This is a genomic window from Gemmatirosa kalamazoonensis, from assembly GCF_000522985.1.
Classification (GTDB): Bacteria; Gemmatimonadota; Gemmatimonadetes; order Gemmatimonadales; family Gemmatimonadaceae; genus Gemmatirosa; species Gemmatirosa kalamazoonensis.
In genome coordinates, this window is record NZ_CP007128.1 from 3,441,951 (window position 1) to 3,463,584 (window position 21,634).

Annotated in this window: 19 protein-coding genes and 1 tRNA gene; 11 read left to right on the forward strand and 9 right to left on the reverse strand. The window is 73.1% G+C overall.

All coding sequences use genetic code 11. The features are described 5' to 3' along the window. Nucleotides 1–18: 18 nt before the first annotated feature. The 7 genes from J421_RS14860 to J421_RS14890 all read right to left on the reverse strand — a co-directional run bounded on the left by J421_RS14860 (nucleotide 19) and on the right by J421_RS14890 (nucleotide 5,954). Nucleotides 19–660: a 50S ribosomal protein L25 gene (locus tag J421_RS14860; protein ID WP_025411973.1), complete on the reverse strand. Its 642-nt coding sequence runs from the start codon at nucleotides 658–660 to the stop codon at nucleotides 19–21. Nucleotides 661–821: 161 nt separating this feature from the next. Further along, complete coding sequence (locus J421_RS14865) at nucleotides 822–1,769, reverse strand: ribose-phosphate diphosphokinase (protein WP_025411974.1); 948 nt, start codon at nucleotides 1,767–1,769, stop codon at nucleotides 822–824. Between the two features lie 68 nt (nucleotides 1,770–1,837). Further along, nucleotides 1,838–1,908 (reverse strand) — tRNA-Gln (locus J421_RS14870). Nucleotides 1,909–1,920: 12 nt separating this feature from the next. Next, the gene (gene ispE / locus J421_RS14875; RefSeq protein WP_025411975.1) at nucleotides 1,921–2,904 is read right to left on the reverse strand and encodes a 4-(cytidine 5'-diphospho)-2-C-methyl-D-erythritol kinase; all 984 of its coding nucleotides are present in this window, start codon (nucleotides 2,902–2,904) and stop codon (nucleotides 1,921–1,923) included. Further along, the gene (locus J421_RS14880; protein WP_025411976.1) at nucleotides 2,901–3,926 is read right to left on the reverse strand and encodes a lysylphosphatidylglycerol synthase transmembrane domain-containing protein; all 1,026 of its coding nucleotides are present in this window, start codon (nucleotides 3,924–3,926) and stop codon (nucleotides 2,901–2,903) included. Before J421_RS14880 ends, ispE begins: the two co-directional genes overlap by 4 nt. Next, a complete protein-coding gene (locus J421_RS14885) occupies nucleotides 3,923–5,140 on the reverse strand; it encodes an Hpt domain-containing protein (RefSeq protein WP_104022651.1) in 1,218 nt (405 codons plus the stop codon). Before J421_RS14885 ends, J421_RS14880 begins: the two co-directional genes overlap by 4 nt. Before the next feature lie 25 nt (nucleotides 5,141–5,165). Further along, nucleotides 5,166–5,954, reverse strand: a complete 789-nt coding sequence (locus J421_RS14890) for a pyridoxine 5'-phosphate synthase (protein WP_025411978.1) — start codon at nucleotides 5,952–5,954, stop codon at nucleotides 5,166–5,168. 42 nt (nucleotides 5,955–5,996) lie between these two features. On the opposite strand from J421_RS14890, the gene J421_RS14895 reads away from it, so the two are divergent. After that, nucleotides 5,997–6,434 carry a hypothetical protein gene (locus J421_RS14895; protein WP_148306336.1) on the forward strand — a complete coding sequence of 146 codons (438 nt, stop codon included), beginning with the start codon at nucleotides 5,997–5,999 and terminating at the stop codon, nucleotides 6,432–6,434. Between the two features lie 119 nt (nucleotides 6,435–6,553). Here the strand turns inward: J421_RS14895 and mce are convergent, their stop codons facing one another. Next, nucleotides 6,554–6,967, reverse strand: a complete 414-nt coding sequence (gene mce, locus J421_RS14900) for a methylmalonyl-CoA epimerase (RefSeq protein WP_025411980.1) — start codon at nucleotides 6,965–6,967, stop codon at nucleotides 6,554–6,556. Nucleotides 6,968–7,059: 92 nt separating this feature from the next. Between mce and trxA the strand changes: the two genes are divergently transcribed. From trxA to J421_RS14930, 6 genes are all read left to right on the forward strand, one after another. Next, nucleotides 7,060–7,383, forward strand: a complete 324-nt coding sequence (trxA, locus tag J421_RS14905) for a thioredoxin (RefSeq protein WP_025411981.1) — start codon at nucleotides 7,060–7,062, stop codon at nucleotides 7,381–7,383. Between the two features lie 117 nt (nucleotides 7,384–7,500). Continuing rightward, nucleotides 7,501–8,319: a 16S rRNA (cytidine(1402)-2'-O)-methyltransferase gene (gene rsmI, locus J421_RS14910; protein WP_201773019.1), complete on the forward strand. Its 819-nt coding sequence runs from the start codon at nucleotides 7,501–7,503 to the stop codon at nucleotides 8,317–8,319. Between the two features lie 15 nt (nucleotides 8,320–8,334). Continuing rightward, nucleotides 8,335–9,075 carry a DUF4159 domain-containing protein gene (locus tag J421_RS14915; protein ID WP_104022652.1) on the forward strand — a complete coding sequence of 247 codons (741 nt, stop codon included), beginning with the start codon at nucleotides 8,335–8,337 and terminating at the stop codon, nucleotides 9,073–9,075. A gap of 22 nt (nucleotides 9,076–9,097) precedes the next feature. Then, on the forward strand, nucleotides 9,098–12,673 hold the full coding sequence (locus J421_RS14920; RefSeq protein ID WP_025411984.1) for a hypothetical protein: 3,576 nt from the start codon (nucleotides 9,098–9,100) through the stop codon (nucleotides 12,671–12,673). Continuing rightward, complete coding sequence (locus tag J421_RS14925) at nucleotides 12,670–14,400, forward strand: hypothetical protein (protein ID WP_025411985.1); 1,731 nt, start codon at nucleotides 12,670–12,672, stop codon at nucleotides 14,398–14,400. The genes J421_RS14920 and J421_RS14925 overlap by 4 nt, the downstream gene beginning before the upstream one ends. Then, nucleotides 14,397–15,686: a hypothetical protein gene (locus tag J421_RS14930; protein WP_201773020.1), complete on the forward strand. Its 1,290-nt coding sequence runs from the start codon at nucleotides 14,397–14,399 to the stop codon at nucleotides 15,684–15,686. Before J421_RS14925 ends, J421_RS14930 begins: the two co-directional genes overlap by 4 nt. 58 nt (nucleotides 15,687–15,744) lie before the next feature. Here J421_RS14930 and J421_RS14935 read toward each other — a convergent pair whose 3' ends face one another. After that, on the reverse strand, nucleotides 15,745–16,395 hold the full coding sequence (locus J421_RS14935) for a PEP-CTERM sorting domain-containing protein (RefSeq protein WP_158508803.1): 651 nt from the start codon (nucleotides 16,393–16,395) through the stop codon (nucleotides 15,745–15,747). Between the two features lie 241 nt (nucleotides 16,396–16,636). On the opposite strand from J421_RS14935, the gene J421_RS14940 reads away from it, so the two are divergent. The 4 genes from J421_RS14940 (at nucleotide 16,637) to J421_RS14955 (ending at nucleotide 21,581) form a co-directional block, all read left to right on the forward strand. After that, nucleotides 16,637–19,237 (forward strand): helicase C-terminal domain-containing protein, encoded by a 2,601-nt coding sequence (locus tag J421_RS14940; RefSeq protein WP_025411988.1) that lies wholly within the window; start codon nucleotides 16,637–16,639, stop codon nucleotides 19,235–19,237. Between the two features lie 104 nt (nucleotides 19,238–19,341). Next, a complete protein-coding gene (locus J421_RS14945) occupies nucleotides 19,342–19,932 on the forward strand; it encodes a CAP domain-containing protein (RefSeq protein WP_025411989.1) in 591 nt (196 codons plus the stop codon). A gap of 97 nt (nucleotides 19,933–20,029) precedes the next feature. Next, on the forward strand, nucleotides 20,030–20,641 hold the full coding sequence (locus tag J421_RS14950; protein ID WP_025411990.1) for a fumarylacetoacetate hydrolase family protein: 612 nt from the start codon (nucleotides 20,030–20,032) through the stop codon (nucleotides 20,639–20,641). Between the two features lie 40 nt (nucleotides 20,642–20,681). Further along, complete coding sequence (locus J421_RS14955; protein ID WP_025411991.1) at nucleotides 20,682–21,581, forward strand: hypothetical protein; 900 nt, start codon at nucleotides 20,682–20,684, stop codon at nucleotides 21,579–21,581. Nucleotides 21,582–21,634: the final 53 nt, after the last annotated feature.

Consider the following 21,634-nt stretch of genomic DNA (forward strand, 5'->3'; position numbering starts at 1 on the left):
CGCGGCTCCGACCGGAGATTACTCCTCGGGCTTCTTCGCGCGAATGACCTCGGGCTCCGCGGCGGTCGCGGTGTCCGGCGCGACGACCGTCTCCTCGTGCGTGCGCGGCGCGGCGACCGCGAACACCGTGGCGTTCGCCTCCTCGAGCGCGACGGCGCCCTCGGGCAGCTTGAGGTCGCTCACGTGCACGGGGTGGCCGATCGTGACGCCGGAGACGTCGACGTCGATGTGGTTCGGGATGTTCGCCGGGTCGACCGAGATCTGGACCTGGCGCATGATCTCCTCCGCCAGACCGCCCTGCTCGCGGACGCCGAGCGGCGTGCCGACGAACACGAGCGGGCAGCTCACGCTCACCTTCTCGCCGGCGACGAGCTCCTGGAAGTCGACGTGCACGATGTGGCGCTTCAGCGGGTGCCGCTGGATCTCGCGGATCAGCGTGCGCGTGCCGGCGGCGGCGAGCCCACCGAGCTCCACGACCGTGCTGCCCGCGGCGATGTGCTCGAGGAGCCGATTGAGCTCGCGGGCGTTCACCGAGAGGCCCTGCGGCTCGCGGTTGTGCCCGTAGATGACGGCGGGGACGCGCCCGGCCGCGCGGAGCTTGCGCGCGGCACCCTTGCCGGTCTCGTTGCGGAGCTCCGCAGCGAGGGAGGCGGTGGCCATGAGGAGGTTCCTGTTTCCGGAAAAGACTGAGTCGGTCGAGCCGGGTTACCCTCGGCACACGCGCCGGAAACGCGGGGGCCGCCTCTCACCCGTAGCCTCCCAACCTATCGGGTAAGTCGCGATCATGGAAGGCCTTACCCGCCCTCGCGGTCGGTCGGCCCTCAGTCGAACAGGCTCGAGACGCTCTGCTCGGAGTGCGTGAACCGGATCGCCTTCGCCAGCAGCTCGCCCACCGAGAGCACGGCGAGCTTCTCGAAGCGCCGCTCCGGGCGCACCTGGATCGAGTCCGTCACCGTCACTTCCTCGATCGGCGAGTCGGTGAGCCGCTGCGACGCGGGACCGCTGAGGAGCGCGTGCGTCGCGCAGGCGAACACGCGCTCGGCGCCGAGGCGCTTGAGCGCGCGCGCGGCCTCGCTCAGCGTGCCCGCGGTGTCGATCATGTCGTCGACGAGCAGACAGTCGCGTCCCTTCACGTCGCCGACGACGTTCACCACCTCGGCCACGTTCGCGGCGGGGCGGCGCTTGTCGATGATGGCGAGCGACCCGTTGAGACGGCGCGAGAACCCGCGCGCCATCTTCGCGGCGCCGGCGTCCGGCGCGACGACGACCGGATCCTTCAGGTTCTTCTTGCGGTAGTGGTTCACGAACACCGGCGCCGCGTACAAGTGGTCGACCGGCACGTCGAAGAACCCCTGTAGCTGGTGCTGGTGGAAGTCGATGCCCAGCACGCGATCCGCGCCCGCCGTCTCGATCATGTTCGCGAGCAGCTTCGCGGCGATCGCCACGCGCGGCTGGTCCTTGCGGTCCTGGCGCGAGTAGCCGTAGTACGGCATCACGCACGTGATGCGCGCCGCGCTCGCCCGCCGCGCGGCGTCGATGAGCAGCAGCAGCTCCATCACGTTCTCCGCGGGCGGGTTGGTGGACTGGACGATGAAGACGTCCTGCCCGCGGATGTTCTCGTCGATGCGCACGAAGATCTCGCCGTCGGCGAACCGGCTGAGCGTCACCTTGCACAGATCGATCGCGAGATGACGACTGATCTCCTGCGCGAGTCCCGCGTTCGCGGTGCCGGAGAGCAGCTTGAAGCCTGGCGCAGCCGAGCCTTCCATCAGCGAATCGGATTGTTCGGACAGCGCGGTCGTGACCGGCGCGCTCGTCATGAGTCGAGTCGAACGGATTGCCCCGCGTGGATTCGAACCACGATCTTCCGGTCCAAAGCCGGAGGTCCTGCCATTGAACGACGGGGCAGGCGCGCGAAACCTAGTCCGGCACCACCACCGGGGCAACGCGCGTGGCCGTGCGCGTCTCCACGATGCGGAACGCGGCGCGCTCGCCCTCCGCGGGCGGGTTCACCTCGAACGTGAGCCCCGTGCGCTCGGGCGACGCGAGGAACACCGTCGCGCCGGAGCCGGACATGAGGGCGAATGGCGCCGTGTCGCCGGGCGTCGCGCCGGCATCGCCCCCGTCGGTGTCGTCGATCCGCTGGCTCACCGCCCCGAACAGTCGGCGTACCTCGGCGACGTCGGTGCGCTCCGCGAGCACGACCGCCTCGAAGTCGTTCGACGCGACGAGCGCGACGTCGTCCCACCGCGCGAGCCGGCCCGCCTGCCAGAGGATGGGACGCGGACGCTCGTGCGACCGGTCGCGTCGCGCGGCCAGCGCGGCGTAGGCGTGGGCCGTCGACACGCCCTCGTCGAACAGGGCGAGGTGCACGCGGCGCGCGGGCAGCGACTCCAGCGCGAGCATCCGCTCGCCGCGCCCCCACGCGAGCGCGAGCGGCGACTCCGTGGTGAGGAAGGGCACGTCCGCGCCGAGCGGCGCGCCGACGGCGAGCAGCTCCGACGCGCCGAGCGGCGACGGCGAGAGCGCATTCAGGCAGCGCAGCACGGCGCCCGCGTCGGCGCTGCCGCCACCGAGCCCGCCCCCGACGGGAATCGCCTTGTCGATCTCGATCGCGAAGCCGTTAGGCCATCCGGTCGCGTCGGCATACGCGACCGCGGCCCGCCACGCGAGGTTCCGTTCCACGGGGCCCGCGTCGGCGCCGCGGCAGTCCAGCGCGCGTCCGCTCACGCCCGCGCGCACCGCGACGCCGTCGCCGAGCTCCAGGCGCTGGAACAGCGTCTCGATCTGGTGGAAGCCGGTCGCCTCGCGCGCGAGCACGCGGAGGAACAGGTTCACCTTCGCCTGCGCGACCACGCGCGCCTCGCGCGCCTCGCGCGCCGCACTCACGCCGCTGACGCTCACGCCGCGCGCGGCTCGTCGCGCTCGCCCGACGCGGTGAGCTCGCGCAGCGAGAAGCCAAGCCGCGCGAAGTACACCGCGCCGACGATGGTGATGGGGATGAACGTGAGCACGTGATAGCCTAACGCCCACCCCACGGCGAGCGTGTCGCGCACGCCGTACACGCGCAGCGAGAGCTTCGACGACAGCTCGAACTGCCCGAAGAAGCCGGGCGCCGCGGGCAGCACCGACGCGAACGAGCTCACGCCGTTCAGCAGCAGCGCGGCGCCGAACGGCACCCGGATGCCGAGCGCGAAGAAGCCGATCCAGATCGACGCCACCTGCACGATCCAGTGCACGAGCGTCCACATGAACACCGCCACGAAGCGCCCCGGATGCCGCAGCACGCCGAGCCCCTCGGCGAACGCGGCGAGCGCCTCGGCGCCCCGCCGCTCGATTCCCGGCGCCACGCGTCGCGTCGCGAGCTCGAACAGGCGGATGAGACGGTTGGGGAAGAACACGAGCGCGTAGAGCAGCGCGAGCAGCACCACGACGCCGACGAGCGCCGTGCGCGCGATCGCCCCGATGGGGAGCGCGTGCGCGCTCGCGTTCCACGGGAACGCCGGATCGAGCAGCGGCGCGAACGTGAGCAGCAGCAGCACCACCGCGTCGAACACGCGGTCCACGGCGAGCGACGCGAGCACGGTGGCGAACGAGATGTTAGGCACCTCGCGCGTGAGCGCGAACGCGCGCGCGAGCTCGCCCGCGCGATACGGCACGACGTTGTTCACCATCATGCCGATGCACGTCGCCCGCCACAGCGGCCCGTACGGCAGCCGGCCGGCGACCGGCTCGAGGATCACCTGCCAGCGCAGCGCGCGGAGCGGGAAGATGAGCATGCACACCGCGGACGCGACGAGGAACCACCACACGTTCGCGCCCCGCAGTGCGCCCCAGATCCCCGTCAGGCTCTCGTCCTTCAGCGTCCACCACAACAGGGCCGCGCTCAGCACGATGCCGAGCGCGCTCCGCCAGTCGAGCTTCATGCGTGCACGGACTCCTCGAGCGCGGCGAGGTCGAGGAGGTCGTACAGCTCGTCGAGCAGCACGGCGTCGGGTGCGTCGGCGCCGCGCAGGGCGTTGCGCAGCTCGCGTGCGCGCTCGAGGGCGGCGCGTCCGCGGTAGAGGAGCGTGTCGATGGGAACGACATCCGCGCCCCGAGGCTCGGCGGCCGGCGTCTCGTCGCGTGCGCCGCGTGCACCGCGTGCACCCGGCGGCGTGGCGAGCGCCTCATCGTCGACCATGCGGTGCAGGCCGGTGATGCTCGTCTCGAGGAGGGCGACGAGCGCCTGTCCGGACGGCGGCGTGGCCGCCGGCTCGCCGCGCTCGGGCGCGGGCGGCGCAGCTGCCGCCGGCGCGGAGCCGACGGGGGTCGGGCGCGGAGCAGGCGCGGCGGACTCGACGACCATGCTTGATGCCGCCGGCGTGCGGCGGGCCCATACCGTGCCGGCGCTCTCCACGAGCGCCTGGGCGGCGGAATCGACGGTGTCGAGCGCCCGCTCCTCGAGCGTGGCCAGGGCAGCCTCGCGGGCGCGGGCGAAGTTCGCGACCGCGTCGATGTCGTAGCTCTCCGCCAGCTCGCCCAGGTCGCGGAGCGCGGCGCGCAGATCGTCGCCGGCGGCGCGGCGCGACGCCTCGTCCGTCGCGTGGCGCGCCTCGCCGATCAGCCGGCGCAGTGTCGAGGCGAGCGGCACCGCGGCCTGTCGGAAGCGCAGGTCGGCGGTGATCGGCGGGCGCGGGTTGCGGTGGACGACATGCGGGCCGTCGCCATCGGCGAACAGCTTCGCGATGGGGACGATGACTGCCCCGCGCATCACCGTCGTGTCGGCCGCGGCCAGGCCGTGCAGCTCGCGCACGCGCTCGTTCGCCGCCGCGTCGTCGGAGGGTGACCACTCGCGGACCCGGCGCAGCAGCGCCTTGAACGCGTCGACCGCGGCGACGAGCGCGTCGGCGGCGTGCGGCGTCCACGGCTGACGGCCGTCGCGCAGCCCGACGGCGACCGTCTCGATGGCGCCGGCGAGCGCGGCGAGCGACGGCTGCCGGGCCATGGTCGCCGAGCCGCGGAGCGCGCGCGCCTCGCGGGCGAGCGGCTCGGCTTCCGGCGCGCGTCCTCCCGACGCGGCGAGCAGCGCGTCGAGCCGGGCCACGTACTCGCCCGCCTCGATCGCGAAGAAATCCACGACACCGCTCGGGTTGGTCACGCTGGTTCGTTCCTCGAGAAGACGGTCACGCCGGCGTCCCCGACGCGGGGAGCGCGGCGCGGGCGGCGTCCATCGCCGCGCGGATCTCGCGCACGCTGGCCGCGAGACCGTGGAAGATGGCGCGGCTCACGATCGAGTGCCCGATGTTGAGCTCCTCGATCTCCGGGATAGCGGCCACCGGCCCGACGTTGCGCACGGTGAGCCCGTGGCCGGCGTGCACGGCGAGGCCGAGCGACGCGCCCTGCCGCGACGCCGCGTCGAGCGCGGCGAGCGGCTCGGGGGCGTCGGGGTGGTGCGCGTAGCGGCCGGTGTGCAGCTCGATGGCGTCGGCGCCCAGCTCGTAGGAGAGTCTCACCATGCGGTCGTCGGGGTCGATGAACAGACTCGTACGCACCCCGGCGCGTTTCAGGTCCGCGATCAGCCGGGCCAGCCCGTCCTGGTCGCGCGAGACGTCGAGGCCCCCTTCGGTGGTGATCTCCTCCCGCCGCTCGGGGACGAGCGTCACCTGGTGCGGACGGATCCGCTCGGCGATGGCGCGCATCTCCTCGGTCGCCGCCATCTCGAGGTTCAGCACGGTGCGCGCCCCCGCGGCGAGCGCGTCGACGTCGCGGTCCTGGATGTGCCGCCGGTCCTCGCGAAGGTGGGCGGTGATGCCGTCTGCCCCGGCCTCCTCGCACAGCCGCGCCGCCTCGGCGGGATCGGGCTCCGCGCCGCGCCGTGCCTGCCGGAGCGTGGCGACGTGGTCGATGTTGACGTACAGCCGCTGGTGGGGCGCGACGAATCGGCCGCCCGCCGGTGTAGAAGAGTCGGACATGCGCGCTAGCTTACCGGCATCGACAACCCAAGTGGAGTGAGCGTGGGAAAGATAGTCGCCTCCGTCGCGGCAACTGCCGCAATCCTGCTGGCCGCCTGCCGCACCGCCCCAGCCGTCGGCGGCGCCGGCGCGCCGAGCGCTACGGGCGCCGTGCAGGAGTTTCTCGCCGCCGCGCACGCCGGCGACGTCCGCACGATGGCGTCGCTGTTCGGCACGTCGAGCGGCCCGATCTCGTCGCGCGACGACGCCAACACCGTGGAGAAGCGCATGCGCGCCCTCCAGTGCTACCTCACCCACGACTCGGCGCAGGTGGTCGACGACCGGCCGGGCAACAGCGGTCCCGGGCGCCAGCTCGAGGTGGAGCTGCGTCAGCGCGGCCTCGTGCGCCGGACGACGTTCACCGCCGTGCCGGGTCCGCACGACCGGTGGTACGTGGAGTCGTTCGACATCGCGAAGGTGACCGACCTCTGCCATCCCTGACAGGGCAGGAGGGCAGGAGGGCAGGAGGGCAGGAGGGCAGGAGCGAGAAGACCGTGACCCTCTCCTGCCCTCCTGCCCTCGTGCCCTCCTGCCCTGGAAGCCCGCCCTTGGTCGGTGTTTTAGTATTCAGATAGTTCGACGAGCACGCCGGCGGTCGCGCTCGGGTGGAGGAAGGCGATGCGCTTGCCTTCCGCCCCGATGCGCGGCCGCTCGTCGATGAGGCGGATGCCTGCCGCGCGACAGCGCGCGAGCGTTCCGTCCAGGTCGTCGACGGCGAAGCAGATGTGGTGGATGCCGGGGCCGCGCTTGGCGAGGAACTTCCCGATCGGGGAGCTCTCGTCGGCCGGCTCGAGCAGCTCCACGAGCGACTCGCCGGCGACGAGCCCCGCGATGCGGGCCCCGTCGGCGTCGTCGAGGGGCGTCTCGGGCATCCCCAGCACGTCCCGGTAGAACGGCAGGATCTCGTCGAGCGCGCGCACCGCGAGGCCCACGTGGGCGATGCGGGTGCCGCGCGCGGCGGGCTTCTCTGGCATGACGTTGGCGCTCGCTCTCGGCTGGAACGGGTGGTCGGGCGCCCAAACTTACTCTCGATGCGACGCGGGGGGACCCGCCGCGGAGGACTCGGATGGCGAACGTGAACGCGGTGACGGATTCGACTTTCCAGTCGGAGGTCGAGCAGCACGAGGGGCTCGCGGTGGTCGACTTCTGGGCGACGTGGTGCGGCCCCTGCCGCATGATCGCGCCGATCGTCGATCAGCTGGCCACGGAGTACGCGGGCAAGGCGAAGGTGCTGAAGCTCGACGTCGACTCGAACCAGTCGACGGCGATGCGGTTCAACATCCGCTCCATCCCGCAGGTGCTCTTCTTCAAGAACGGCAAGGTCGTCGACACCGTGATCGGCGCCGTGCCGCGCTCGACGCTCGAGGCGAAGTTCAAGCAGCACGCCTGATCGAGAACCGGAGTTCGCTCCACGCTCCACGCTCCACGCTCCACGCTCGCCATCTCGCGGCGGGCGTAGCGAGCGTGGAGCGTGGAGCGTGGAGCGTTTATGGCAGGAACGTTGTTCGTGGTCAGCACCCCCATCGGCAACCTCGGCGACATGACGCACCGGGGCGCCGAGGTGCTCGCGTCGGTGGCGGCGATCCTGGCCGAGGACACCCGGCACAGTCGGTCGCTCCTCGATGCGTACGAGGTGCGCACGCCGATGCTCGCCTATCACGAGCACAACGAGGCGCGCATGACGCCGCAGATCGTGGAGCGGCTGCGGGGCGGCGAGAGCTTCGCGCTCGTCTCGGACGCGGGGACGCCGCTGCTCTCCGATCCCGGCGCGCGGCTCGTCGCGGCGGCGATCGACGCCGGCATCGCGGTGAGCCCGGTGCCCGGCGCGTCGGCGCTGCTCGCCGCGCTCGTCGCGTCCGGGCTCGACGCGACGCGGTTCACGTTCTACGGCTTTCTCGCCCGCAAGGGACGCGAGCGGGGCGAGGCGATCGAGGCGATCGCCGCGTCGCGCCACACCGCCGTGCTCTACGAGGCGCCGGGGCGCGTGGGTGCGACGCTCGCCGACCTGGCGGACGCCGGCGCCGCCGAGCGGCCCGCGGCCGTGGCCCGCGAGTTGACGAAAACCTTCGAGGAGATCCGACGGGGAACGGTCGGGGCGCTCGGTGCGTATTACGCGGAGCAGGCCCCGCGCGGTGAGGTCGTGATCGTCGTGGGCGGTGCCGGAGATGCGCCGGCACCCGACGAGGCGACGCTCCGTGCGCGCGCGGCCGCGCTCCGCTCGGCGGGCGCGACCCCGCGCGACGTCGGCCGGGCGCTCGTGGCCGAGTTCGGGATCGGGCGCAACGAGGCGTATCGCATCGCGCAGGCGACGGATGACCCGACGTAGAGGGAGCGAGTGAGGATGCGACAGCGGAGTGCAGCGCGGAGTGCCGCGTGGCGGCGCACGGCGCGCCGGGTGGGCGGCGCGCTCGCCCTGTGCGGCGTGTGCGTCGCGGCGCGCGCTTCGTCACATGTCACGTCACATTTCGCGTCGGCGCCACACCTCACGATCGCCCGCCTGCAGTACGATGGAGGAGGCGACTGGTACGCGAACCCGTCGAGCCTCCCGAACCTCCTCGCCGCCATCCGCGAGCGCACGTCGCTCCCGGTCGAGAAGGAGGAGGCGAGAATCCGCTTGACCGACGAGCGTCTCTGGGACTACCCGTATCTCCACATGACCGGCCACGGGAACGTCCACTTCTCGGACGAGGAGATCGTGCGGCTGCGCGAGTACGTGCAGCGGGGCGGCTTCCTGCACGCGGACGACAACTACGGGCTCGACGAGAGCTTCCGTCGTGAGATCGCGCGCGTGTTCCCCGATCGGCCGCTCGTCGAGGTTCCGCTGTCTCACCCGATATACCACGCGGTCTACGAGTTCCCGAAGGGGCTGCCGAAGATCCACGAGCACGACGGCAAGCCGCCGCAGGGCTTCGGCATCTTCGTCGGGCCCCGGCTGGCGGTGTTCTACACGCACGAGTGCGATCTCGGGAACGGATGGGAGGACGTCGGCACGTATCCCGGCGACCCGCCGGAGCTGCACGAGGCGGCGCTGCGCATGGGCGTGAACCTGTTCGTGTACGCGGTCACGAGTCGGCTGCAATGAGCCACGCTTTCGCGGGACGCGCATGACGATCTCGGAGCTGGTCGGCCGGGAGCAGCGCCGCCTGCGCGCGCGCCTGCTCGTCGCGGGTGGCGCGCTCGGCGCCGCGGCGATCGGCGCGCTCGTCGCCGTCGGTGGGCTCGCGCTCGGTGGCGCGCGGTGGCTCGACCTACCGCGCGTGGTGCCGGTGGTGCTCTGGCTCGTCGTCGTCGCCGCGGGGCTCGCGGTCGCCTACGCGGTGCGCCGCGCGCTGCGCCGCGACGCGAGCGTCGGGCCGGTCGCCGCCGCGATCGAGCGGGAGCGTGCGCTGCGGGCCGGCGAGGTGCGCGGCGCATTGGAGGTCGCGCGTACCGGCGCGTTAGGCGCCCTCGCCGCCGAGCAGGTCGCGTCGCGACTGCGCGACCCCGGCGACGGCCGTGCGGCGAGATCGCTCGTGCCCACGCTGCAGCGGCGCGCGGGACGCCGCGCGGCCGTCGCCGGCTCGCTCGCCGCCGCGGCGGCGCTCGCCCTCGCCGGCTCGCTCGCCGTCGCGGGCGACGGCGTCGCCGCGCTGCTGCACCCCGCCGACGCGTGGCGCGGCACGCTGCTGCCGCCGCTCCGCTTCGCGTCGCTGCCGCGCGCGCTCGTGCGCGGCGAGCGGCTGCGCGTGCGGCTCGAGGCGCCGGGGCGTCGCCACGTGCGCGTCGCGCACCGGCTCACCGGGCGCGCGTGGGAGGTGCACACGGTCGCCGTGAACCCGCAGGGCGTCGCCATGCTCGACGTCGGGCCGCTGGACGCGGATCTCATCGTCACGGCGACGGACGGGCGTGCGGTCGCGGACACGGCCTCGGTGGCCGTGACCGACCGCGCGTTCGTCGGCGACGTCGCGGTGCGCGCGGAGTACCCGGCGTACCTGGGCCGCGCGCCGGAAACGCTGGCGAGCGGCGAGCCGGTGCGCGTGCCGCGGGGCACGGCGCTCACGGTGAGCGGCCGCGCGTCGACCGCACTCGACGAGGTCACGCTCGGCGCGGGCGCGTCGACGGTGCGGCTGGTGCCTAACGGCCACACCTTCGCCGGTCGCATGGTCGCGGAGACGAGCGGCCGGTGGAGCTGGAGCGCGCGTGGCCCGGGCGGCCTGGTGGCCGACGTCCCGGCGCCGCTCGAGCTCGAGGTGGTTCCGGACTCGGCGCCGCGGGTGGAGATCGTGACGCCGTCGAGCGACAGCGTGGTCGACGGGGTCGCGCCGGTGCGCGTGGCGCTCGCGGCGAGCGACGACCACGGGCTGGAGTCGGTGGCGCTGCGCGCGTGGCGCGAGAAGGCCGACGGCACGCGCGAGACGCCGAACGAAGCGCGGCTCGCCTCCGGCGTTCCGCTGTGGAACGGCGCCGCGAACGTGGACCTCGCCGCGCGCGCGATGGCGGCGGGCGACAAGCTGCACGTGCAGGCGGTGGCGTTCGATGCGTCGCCGTGGCATCAGAGCGCGCTGAGCCGCGAGCTGGTGCTGCGCGTGCCGACGACGAGCGAGCTGCGCGCCCAGGCGCGCGCGGCCGCCGACACCGCCGTGCAGCGCGCCACCGCCGCGGCGCAGGCGCAGCGCGACCTCGCCCAGCGCACCGACAACGCGGCGCGCTCGCGCGATGCGTCGCAGCGCGATCAGAGCCGCTACCAGGGCACGACCGCGAAGTCGGGCGGCGACAACAAGGCGATGAGCTACGAGGCCGCCGAGCGCGCGAAGGGGCTCGCGCAGGAGCAGCGGCAGCTCTCGTCGAAGGTGCAGCAGCTCCAGGATCAGGCGAAGGCGCTCGAGCGGCAGCTGAAGCAGGCGGGCGCGCTCGACAGCTCGCTCGCGTCGCAGCTCGCCGACGTGCAGAAGCTCCTCCGTGACGCGCTGACGCCGGAGCTCGCGCAGCAGCTCCAGTCGCTCGAGCAGAACGCCGGGAAGCTCTCGGCGGCGCAGGCGCAGCAGTCGCTCGAGCAGCTCGCCGCGCAGCAGAAGGCCCTGCGGCAGCAGCTCGAGAAGAGCGTGGAGATGCTGCGCCGCGCGGCGCTCGAGGGCTCGATGCAGACGCTGCGCGACGAGGCGAAGGACCTCGCCTCCGCGCAGGCGAAGGAGGCGCAGCGACTCCAGTCGCCGGATTCGGCACAGAAGCAGGCGCCTAACGCGCCTAACGCGCCTAACGGCGGCGACGACGCGAAGGAGCTCGCCGACCGCTCGCGCGCGCTGCAGAAGGACGTCGACGATCTCACGAAGCGGCTGCGCAACGAGAAGGCGGACGTGGGTGCGCAGAAGGCCGCCGAGGCGACGAAGCACGCCGACGCGTCGGCCGACGCGATGGAGCGTGCCGCGCAGCAGGGCGCGAAGAGCATGCGCCAGGAGCCGCGCCCCGAGCAGAAGCCAGGCGCGACGCCGCAGCGGATGGCGGGCAGCACGCCCTCCGCGAGCCAGCCGCCGCAGGCCGGCGAGCAGCAGAGCGGCGCCCAGCAGCAGCTCGGCGGTCAGCAGCAGAGCGGCCCGAAGCAGGGCGGCCAGCAACAGGGTGGCCAGCAGCAGGGAGCGCAGCAGCAGGGCGGGCAGCAGGGTGCGGCGTCGGCGGCGCAGCAGGCGTCGCGCGAGATGCAGCAGGCGGCCGACCAGCTCTCGCAGGCGCGCCAGGGACAGATCGACGCGTGGAAGAACGAGCTGAGCTCCGAGCTCGATCGCGCGATCCAGGAGACCATGCAGATGGCGCGCGAGCAGGCCGACGTGGAGCAGCAGGCGCGCAGCGGCGCCGACCCCTCGCAGCTCCGCGAGCAGCAGGGCGCCGTGCAGCAGGGCGTCGAGCAGACCGCGCAGCGCCTCGATCAGGCGGGGCGCAAGTCGTCGCTCCTCTCGCAGCGCGCGCAGCGGGCGCTCGGCGACGCGCGGCAGCAGGTCGCCGACGCGACGAAGGCGCTGCAGCAGGGACAGCCCGGGCAGTCGGGAGCGCAGCAGTCGGCGAGCGCCGCGAACCAGATGCGCGAGGCGGGCGAGTCGCTGAACCGCGCCGCCGCGGCGCTCGTGCGCGACCGCGAGCGCGTGAACGGCGCGCAGTCCGCCTCGGGCTTCGAGGACATGATCGCGCAGATGCGCGACCTCGCGAAGCAGCAGGGCCAGATCAACCAGCAGTCGTCGGCGCTGCAGCTCCCGATGCCGGGCCAGTCGGGCGGCGCGGGGCGCGAGGCGGCGCGGCAGCTCGCGAAGCAGCAGCGCGGCGTGGCCGACAAGCTCGAGGACATCGGCGACAACGACGCGACCGGCCACGCCGACGCGCTGGCGAAGGAGGCGCGGCAGCTCGCGCAGCAGCTCGAGCGCGTCGGCGCGGACCCGCAGACCGCGCAGCGTCAGCAGCAGCTCTATCGCCGCCTGCTCGATGCCGGCCGCACGCTGGAGCAGGACGAGCGCGACGAGAGCGGCAAGCGCGAGGCGCGCTCCGGCGCGGGCATCAACGGCATCGCGCCGGCCGAGGGCACGACGTCCGGCCGCGCGGCGACGAAGTTCCAGACGCCGGAATGGGCGCAGCTCCGCGGCCTCTCCGCGGAGGAGCGCCGGCTCGTCATCGAGTACTTCCGCCGCCTGAACGCCGGCTCGGGCACGCCGCAGTGACGCGGCCTGGGACGAGCCGCGTCCTCCGGCGGCTCGTTAGGCGGCTCGCGGGCACCCTGGCCGCGGCGCTCGTCTGCGGCGCCGCCACGCGAGCGACGGCGCAGGGCGCTCCCGCGGCCGCGCTCACGCGCGCGCTCGACCTCGAGGGGGCGGGGAAGATGCGCGAGGCGGCGGTCGCGTTCCGCGAGGCGTACGCTGCCGCAGGCACCGACTCCGACGCGCGCGCGACGGCGATCCTCGGCCTCGAGCGCGCGTTCGCGGGGCTCGGCCAGGTCGACTCGCTGCTGCCGGTGCTGGAGCCCGCGCTCCGCGCGCGGCCGCGCGACCCCACACTGCGCGCGATCCAGCTCCGCACGCTGCGCACGTTGGGCCGCGACGACGCGGCGCGTGCGGCGTTCGACCAGTGGCGCGCGTCGGTGCCTAACGACGCGGCGCCGTACCGCGAGTATGCGCGCCAGCTGCTCGACGCCGGGCGTCCGGCGGCCGCCGATACGGTGCTTCGCCTCGCGCAGCGCGCGCTGCGCGGCATGGGCGAGCTCGCGCTGGAGACGGCGGAGATGCAGTCGGCGCTCGGCATGTGGTCGCAGGCCGCCGCGTCGTGGCGCGACGCGCTCGGGCGGTTGGACTACGCGGAGCCCGCGGCGCTGTTCGCGCTGCAGCCCGCGCCGGCCGCCGCGCGCGACACCATCCGCGCGGCGCTCGCTGCCCCGCCGCTCACGTTGCGCGCGCGACGCGTGCTGTCGCAGCTGCTCGTCGCATGGCGGCAGCCGAGCGAGGCGTGGGCGGCGCTGTCCATGCTCGCGCCCGACGACTCGTCGATCGCCGCGTGGCACGACTTCGCCGAGCGCGCCGAGGCGAACGAGCAGTGGAGCGCGGCGCGCGACGCGTGGACGCGGCTCGCGTCGCTGCGCGGCGGCGCGCCGCTGCTGCTTCGTGCGGCCGCGGCGTCGCTCGCCGCGCGCGACGCGGCCGGCGCGCTCGCGCTGCTCGATCGTGCGCGCGACTCGGCCTCGACGCGCACCGCGACGCTGCTGCGCGTCGAGGCGCTGTCGCGACTCGGCCGCGCGGCCGACGCGGCGCGGCTCGTCGCCGACGCGCGCGGGCTCGATGCGGGCGACCGCGCGCGCGCGGCGGCGCTCGTCGCCGACGCGTGGGTGCGCGCGGGCGACGTGGCGCAGGCGCGCGCCGCGCTCGCGGCGGTGGGCGAGGCGGCCGACGACGGGGGCGCGACGGGCTGGCTCGCGCTCTACGCGGGCGATCTGAAGCAGGCGCGCTCGCTGCTCAAGCGCACGAGCGACGCGCCGGGCACCGACCCGGCGATGGCGATGACCGCCCTCGCCCTGCTCGCGCGGACACGCGCCGACTCCGCGCCGACGGTGGGCGACGCGTTCCTCAGCGCCGCGCGCGGGGACAGCGCGCGCGCCGCCGAGTCGTTCGAGGCCGCGGCGAAGGCGCTGCCCGAGGCGGCGCCGCTGCTGCTCGCGGCATCGGCGCGGCTGCGCGCCGCGCGCCGCGACACCGTCGGTGCGCTCGCCGTGTGGCAGCACATCGTGACCGACTTCTCCGAGTCGCCGGAAGCGCCCGAGGCCGAGCTGGCGTGGGCGCGCACCCTGCTCGCGCGCGGCGACCGCGCGCAGGCGGCCGAACGACTCGAGCACCTCATCGTGACGTACCCGCGCAGCGCGCTCGTGCCGATCGCGCGGCGCGAGCTGGAGAGAGCGAAATGAGCGAGCGTGGAGCGTGGCGCTGGGCGCGGGGAGCGGGGCTCGTGTTAGGCGCGATCGTGTTGCTCGCGGCGCGGATCGCCGGCGCGCAGATGCTGCTCGTGCCGATGGACGACGAGCAGCGCAACCACCTCAAGGCGTACGGCCTGGTGTACAACGCGCTGAAGGACGGCCAGAAGGCGGAATGGCTGCTGAACTACCGCGGCGGCGCGTTCTTCCTCCCCGACCTGCCCGAGCTGCGGCGGCGTGCCGCGCTCGTGGGCGTCTCGGTGGAGCAGGAGGACGCCGGATCGGTGGACGCGATCCGGCGCGAGATCGCGTCGGGCAACATGGACGCCGTGCCACTGGAGAAGGCGCCGAAGGTCGCCATCTACACGCCGCCGAACTCGCCGCCGTGGGACGACGCGGTCACGCTCGCGCTCACGTACGCGGGAATCGAGTTCGCCAAGATCTGGGACGACCAGGTGCTCGACGGCGAGCTGTCGAAGTACGACTGGGTGCACCTCTTCCACGAGGACTTCACGGGCCAGCAGAACAAGCTGTACCTCGGCTACCGCGATGCACCGTGGTTCATCGAGCAGCGGCAGCGCGCGCTCGCCACGGCGCAGAAGTACAACATCCCCGGCGGCGTGCCCGGCGTGAAGAAGGCGGTGGCCGAGCGCATCCGACAGTACGTGGAGAACGGCGGCTTCCTGTTCGCGATGTGCGGTGCCACCGAGTCGCTCGACCTCGCGATCGCGGGGAAGGACGTGGACTTCGCGGGCCCCCAGGTCGACGGCTCGCCGCCGGATCCGGACGCCGACCGCAAGTTCAACTGGTCGCGCTCGTTCGCGTTCAAGGACGCGCACGTGGAAGGGCCGTTCGTGAACGCGCTGAGCGACATCGACGGCCACCAGGTGAACGTGCCGGGGCGCCGCCAGCCGTTAGGCACGTTCGCGCTGTTCGCGTTCGCCGCGAAGTTCGACCCCGTCGCGACGATGCTGGTGCAGGACCACCGCAACGTCATCAACGACTTCTACGGGGTGACGACGTCGTTCACGAAGGCGACGCTGAAGCCGGGCGTGACGGTGCTCGCCAGCGAGGAGGGGGCGCCGTGGGTGAAGTACATCCACGGCGACTACGGCAAGGGCTCGTGGACGTTCCTCGGCGGGCACGATCCCGAGGACCCGCAGCACGCGATCGGCAACGCGCCGACCGACCTGGCGCTGCACCCCACGTCGCCCGGCTACCGGCTCATCCTCAACAACGTCCTGTTCCCCGCGGCGAAGAAGAAGCCGCTGAAGACCTGATGCGACGAAGGGCGCCCCGACAGGAGCGCCCTTCCACTTTCTGTACGGTCTCGTGGGCTCAGGCGGAGCGTCGCCGGCGGACGATGCCGAACGCCACGACGCCCGTGGCGACCAGCGCCCAGGTGGACGGCTCGGGCACCGTGGTACCCGGTGGGGTGACCCGCTGCGCGATGATCGGCGCGGCGAAGTAGATCGTGCACACGTCGCAGTTGCTCGTGCCGTCCCAGATGAAGTGTGCCGACGGAGAGATGTTGCCGAACGTGCCCCACGGGCCGGTGCCGTTCGGACCCTCGTCGGCGATCCCGAGCGGCGATCCGGCGAAGCTCCCCGATCGGAGGCTCCACTCCGTCGTGTTGGTCAGCAGCGACTGGGTGGTGTTCGCGAAGTGGAAGCCGCCAGTGAGAGAGAACTGGCCGATGAACGCACCCGGGCCGCCCGAGTTCGTGGCGACGATCTGCAGCCAGTAGTTCGTTCCCGGCGTGAGCGCCTGCGGGCCGAACGTCACGTCTGTCGGCCAGCTGTTGCCGTTCGCGCCCGGGATCGCGACGCCGAGGGTCGTGGCGGACGTGCCGAGGTACACCTGGAACGCATCGTCCATCGTGAGCGTTCCACTCAGCGACTGCGCACCTGCGGTCGCTGCGGAGAGCGAAAGCGCGGCGACGGCGACCGTCCTCAGCGTGTTGCTGCAGCGACTGAATCGTGAGAGCATGGCGGCGAGCCTCCCTGGAGAAGTGGAGAGCAGCACGGCGAACAACGCACGGAAGAACGCATGAGCCTCCTCGAGGCTCTCACTCATTCACGACGTGTGGCTCAGCTCGTCGCCGACGGCCCCTATATACGAGGCCCCGCCGGGCTCAGCAAGCAGCAACACCGCTCGGACCGCGTTTACGAGGACACGAAACGCGTTAGCTTCCTTGGGGTTCTGTTCGGGATCCCGCCAAGCCCCCGCCGTGCCGCGCCTGCAGCTTCCTCCCTCCACCGACGCCCGTCTCAGCCGCCCGGCCGCCGCCGCGATCCGTGCGGCGATCCGGCTCGCCGGCGGCCGCGAGGTGTGCTTCGTCTGCAAGGTGGACGAGGAGGGGACGGTGGCGAGCGCCCGCGTCGTCGCGCGCGGCGACGTGCGCAGCGTGCTCGCGCTCCCCGGGTTCGCCGAGCGCGGCGAGATGCTCGTGCACAACCACCCCAGCGGCCTGCTCGAGCCGTCGAACGCGGATCTCGAGGTCGCGGCGCGCGTGCACGGCAACGGCGTCGGCTTCGGCATCGTCGACAACGACGCGACGGAGCTGTACGTCGTCGTCGAGGTGCCGCCGGCGAAGACGACCGCCGACATCGATCCGGATTCGGTCGACGCGACGCTCGGTCCCGACGGGCCCATCGCGCGCCGCATGCGCCGCTACGAGGACCGGCCGAGCCAGCGCGCGATGGCCTCCGAGATCGCGCGCCTATACAACGACGGCGGCGTGGGGCTGCTGGAGGCGGGCACCGGCGTCGGCAAGTCGCTCGGCTACCTCGTGCCCGCGCTGCGGTGGGCGGCCGCGAACGGCGAGCGCACGATCGTGTCGACGAACACGATCAACCTGCAGGAGCAGCTCGTCGGCAAGGACCTGCCGTTCCTCGCGGAGTCCCTCACCGACCAGAAGGTGCGCTTCGCGCTGCTGAAGGGGTGGCGCAACTACCTCTGCCTGCTGCGGCTGGAGCAGGCCCGCGGCGGCGGCCCGGCGCTGCTCGAGGAGGGGATGGCGCGCGAGCTGGGTGTGCTGGAGCAGTGGGCGGAGCGCACGAGCGACGGCTCGGTGAGCGACCTGCCGACGCCGCCGCGTCCCGAGGTGTGGGACGAGGTCTCGGCGGAGCCCGATCTCTGCCAGCGCATGAAGTGCCCGCACTTCGACCGCTGCTTCCTCTTCAAGGCGCGGCAGAAGGCGGCGCAGGCCGACATCATCGTCGTGAACCACCATCTGCTGCTCTCCGACGTCGCCGTCAGGCGCGTGCAGCAGAACTGGGAGGACGCGGCCGTGCTGCCGGCGTACAAGCGCCTCGTCGTCGACGAGGGCCATCACCTCGAGGACGCCGCCGCCGCACACCTCGGCGCGTCGGTCACGCGGCGCTCGCTGCAGCGGCTGTTCGCGCGACTCGACCGCAAGGGGAAGGGCCTGTTGGGCGCGCTGATCGCGAAGCTGGCCGAGAAGTCGGACCTGCTCAGCACCGCGAGCCTCGACCTCGTGCAGGCGCGCCTCGTGCCCGCCGCGCACGCGTCGCGCGACAAGGCCGACCTGCTGTTCGACCTGCTGCACGCGTACCTCGAGCAGGCGGCGCAGCCGGTCGTGCGCCTAACGGACGCGTTCGCGCAGGACCCGGTGTGGGACGCCGGGCTTCGCGCCGCGCTCGACGATCTGCTGGGCGAGATCGAGCTGCTGCACGAGGGGCTGCGCCTCGTGCGCGAGCGACTGGAGTCCGACGAGAAACGACTGGAGGCGCTCGCCCCGCTGCTCGGCGAGCTGCGCGCGGTCGCGCGACGCCTGCAGACCGCGGGCGACGGCTTGGTGCGCGCGCTCCGTCCGGCCGACGGCACGCCGCCGAGCGTGCGGTGGATCGAGCTGCGCGGCAAGGAGCGCAACGTGGTCGTCACGTCGGTGCCGCTCGACCTCGCGCCGATCCTGCGCGAGGATCTGTTCAAGCGCGTGCAGACGGCGGTGATCACCAGCGCGACGCTGGCGACTCGTCCCGGGACTCGGGACTCGGGACCCGGGACTCGAATGCGGAGCCCCGGTCCCGAGTCCCGAGTCCCGAGTCCTGATGCGTTCCGCTTCCTCTCCGACCGGCTGGGACTCACGGCGCCCGAGTTCGAGCCGGCGACCGCGATCTATCCGTCGCCGTTCGAGTATCCGCGCCAGGCGCTGCTCGTCGTGCCGAGCGACACGCCGGCGCCCAACGTCGACGCGAGCGCGCACTTTCTGCACGTCGTGCGGCACGTGCTCGACGTCGCGACCGCATCGGACGGCGGCATGTTCGTGCTGTTCACCAGCCACCGTGAGCTGATGCGCGCGGCCGCCGAGCTGCGCGCGCGCGGCGCCGACCGGCGATGGCCGCTGCTCGTGCACGGCGAGGACACGCGCGACGCGCTTCTGAATCGATTCCGCGAGAGCGGCCGGGCGCTGCTCGTCGGCACGGCGTCGTTCTGGGAGGGCGTCGACGTGCCGGGCGACGCGCTGCGGGCGCTCGTCATCGCGAAGCTGCCGTTCCGCGTGCCGAGCGAGCCCGTCACCGCCGCGCAGTGCGAGGCGATCGAGGCGCGCGGCGGCGACAGCTTCCGCGAGTACATGCTGCCGCACGCGTCGCTGCGGCTGAAGCAGGGCTTCGGGCGGCTCATCCGCACCGGCGTCGACCGCGGGGTCGTCGTCATCTCCGACGTGCGGCTCGTCAGCAAGGGCTACGGCCGCGACCTGCTCGACGCGCTCCCCCCCGCGCGTCGGGTGCTCGCCCCGTGGGCACGGGCGCGAGCCGACGTCGAGTCGTTCTACGCGGCCCGCTCCGCAGCGGTCGGCGAGGACTGACGGGGCAGTCAGTCGATCGCCGAACCGGCGCCCCACGGCGCCGATCGCGTGCTGGGCTTCGGGTATACTTCGGGTACCCACCGCCTCCCCCCGCAGCCCCGCCGATGCAGCTCTCCTCCCGTCTGCTCGCGGCCTTCGCCGCGCTCGCGCTCGTCGCCGCCTGTTCCGACTCGCCGGTCGCTCCCGACGCCACCGCCGACGCTCCCGCCGCCGTCAAGCCGTCCGCATCGCTGTCCGTCGCCCGCACCGTGGCCGTCACCGACTGTGCCGGCGCGACGGTGTACCTCTCGGCCGACGAGAAGCGGACGCTCGACCTGCACAACGCCCAGCGCACGAAGAGCGGGCTCCGAACTTTCTGCGTCGATGCCAAGCTCACCGCCGCGGCGCGGTCGCACTCGAACGAGATGATCGACCTGAACTACTTCTCGCACAGCTCGTACGACGGCACCGCGTTCAACGTGCGCGTGGGGAGCTTCGGCTACACGCCGTACACGGCGCTGGCCGAGAACATCGCGCTCGGCAGCGGGACGTACGGGGCGCCGGACGCGATCTTCACGAACTGGATGAACAGTGCCGGGCACCGCGCGAACATCCTGAACGGCACGCTCCGCCAGATCGGAATCGGCGTGAGCCTCGGGACCTACCAGGGTTACACCGGCGTGCGCATGTACACCGTGGATTTCGGCACGCGTTAGGGTCGTCCCGAAGGCCGGTGTTTGAACGTTGGAGCGGCGGCCGCCGTTTTAGATTGGACAGGCCGCCGTTCCCCCGTTCATCCTGCATCCACCGTCCGTGACCCGTCCCGGCAAGATCGTCTGTGTCGGTCGCAACTACGTCGAGCATGCGAAGGAGCTCGGCAACGAGATGCCGAAGGAGCCGCTGCTCTTCCTGAAGCCGCCCACCTCGGTCCTGGCGCCCGATGGCACGATCGAGCTGCCGCCGGAGAGCCAGCGGGTGGAGTTCGAGGGAGAGATCGGCGTCGTCATCGGCGCGCCCCTGCGACGGGCCGACGAGGGCGCGGCGCGCAAGGCGATCCGGGGGATCGTAGCGCTGAACGACGTCACCGCCCGCGACCTGCAGCGCAGCGACGGGCAGTGGACACGCGCGAAGGGATTCGACACCTTCTGCCCGATCGGTCCGGAGGCGCCGGTGCCGGCCGACCTCGACGCGCTCGAGGTGGTCACCCGGGTGAACGGCGACGAGCGGCAGCGGGGCCGGGCGAGCCAGATGGCGTTCTCGATCCCGATGTTGCTCGCGTACATCTCGCGCGTGATGACGCTGGAGCCGGGCGACGTCGTGGCGACCGGTACGCCTGCCGGCGTGGGCCCGCTCGCGGCAGGAGACGTCGTGGAGGTCGAGGTCGTGGGCCTCAGCTCGGTTCGCAGCACCGTGGCGGCCGCCTGACCGCCGCGGAACACCGTCCGTTCTGAGGGTACCCCGGGGCATGCTCTCCATCTCACGCCGCAGACGGACGACCGATCGGCCACGCCGGTCGCGCGGGGCGCTCGCCGCGTCGTTCGCGGTGAACGCGCTGCTGCTCGCGGCGTTCCTGAAGGGCGTGAGCGAGGGGCTGCGGTGGACCGAGCTGTTCGAGCGCGGCGCGCCGCCGGTCGTGGAGCGCATCGGCTTCGTGGAGCTGCCGAAGGCGACCGGCGCGCCCGTCGCAGGTCGCGCGGGCGGTGACGGCCGGCCGGTGACCCGACGTCCCGCGCCGAACCCGGCCCCCGCCGCGCCGACGACGGTGCCGGACCAGGTGCCGGCCGTCAACCCGCAGGCCGCACCGACCGAGACCGGCGGCGCTGGCGCGGTCGTCGGCGGCGGCGGCGCGACCGAAGGGATCCGCCCGACCTACACCGACGGCCGCCTGTGGGCGCCGTCCGCCGGCGGCTCGGCCCCCCTCCTCTCGCCGCAGCGCTCCAAGGAGCGCATCGACAGCGTCATGGCGGAGACGTTCGGCGCGGCGCGTGATTCCATCCTGGCCGAGCAGCAGGCGCTCGCCAGTGCGCGCAAGCCGGGCGACTGGACCGTGAACGGCCCGGGCGGGAAGTGGGGGATGGATCAGTCGTCGATCCACCTCGGCAAGATCGCGATCCCGAACGCGATCCTCGCGCTGCTGTCGTCGAACGTCCAGCAGCAGCTGCGCGGCAACCCGATTCAGATGGCCGAGGACCGCCGCCTGGCCAACGTGCGCGCCGACCTGATGCAGCACGCGCAGCGCGAGCAGGGCGAGGACATGCTCCGCGCGCAGGTGAAGGAGATCCGCGCCCGCAAGGACCGCGAGCGCGCCGCCCGGATGGCCGACCAGCAGCAGCGCGCCCAGGCTCCGTCGACGCCCGACAAGTAGAAGAGGGCAGGAGGGCAGGAGGGCAAAGAGGGCAGGAGAGTCATCGGCTCTCC

What these genes read in the sequence shown, in the direction of transcription:
- J421_RS14930 (WP_201773020.1), top strand. Translation starts at nt 14,397, where the DNA reads ATGAGCGAGCGTGGAGCGTGGCGCTGGGCGCGGGGAGCGGGGCTCGTG.
- J421_RS14880 (WP_025411976.1), bottom strand. Translation starts at nt 3,926, where the DNA reads ATGAAGCTCGACTGGCGGAGCGCGCTCGGCATCGTGCTGAGCGCGGCC.
- J421_RS14935 (WP_158508803.1), bottom strand. Translation starts at nt 16,395, where the DNA reads ATGCTCTCACGATTCAGTCGCTGCAGCAACACGCTGAGGACGGTCGCC.
- J421_RS14890 (WP_025411978.1), bottom strand. Translation starts at nt 5,954, where the DNA reads ATGTCCGACTCTTCTACACCGGCGGGCGGCCGATTCGTCGCGCCCCAC.
- trxA (WP_025411981.1), top strand. Translation starts at nt 7,060, where the DNA reads ATGGCGAACGTGAACGCGGTGACGGATTCGACTTTCCAGTCGGAGGTC.
- J421_RS14955 (WP_025411991.1), top strand. Translation starts at nt 20,682, where the DNA reads ATGCTCTCCATCTCACGCCGCAGACGGACGACCGATCGGCCACGCCGG.
- mce (WP_025411980.1), bottom strand. Translation starts at nt 6,967, where the DNA reads ATGCCAGAGAAGCCCGCCGCGCGCGGCACCCGCATCGCCCACGTGGGC.
- J421_RS14920 (WP_025411984.1), top strand. Translation starts at nt 9,098, where the DNA reads ATGACGATCTCGGAGCTGGTCGGCCGGGAGCAGCGCCGCCTGCGCGCG.
- J421_RS14865 (WP_025411974.1), bottom strand. Translation starts at nt 1,769, where the DNA reads ATGGAAGGCTCGGCTGCGCCAGGCTTCAAGCTGCTCTCCGGCACCGCG.
- J421_RS14915 (WP_104022652.1), top strand. Translation starts at nt 8,335, where the DNA reads ATGCGACAGCGGAGTGCAGCGCGGAGTGCCGCGTGGCGGCGCACGGCG.
- J421_RS14945 (WP_025411989.1), top strand. Translation starts at nt 19,342, where the DNA reads ATGCAGCTCTCCTCCCGTCTGCTCGCGGCCTTCGCCGCGCTCGCGCTC.
- J421_RS14860 (WP_025411973.1), bottom strand. Translation starts at nt 660, where the DNA reads ATGGCCACCGCCTCCCTCGCTGCGGAGCTCCGCAACGAGACCGGCAAG.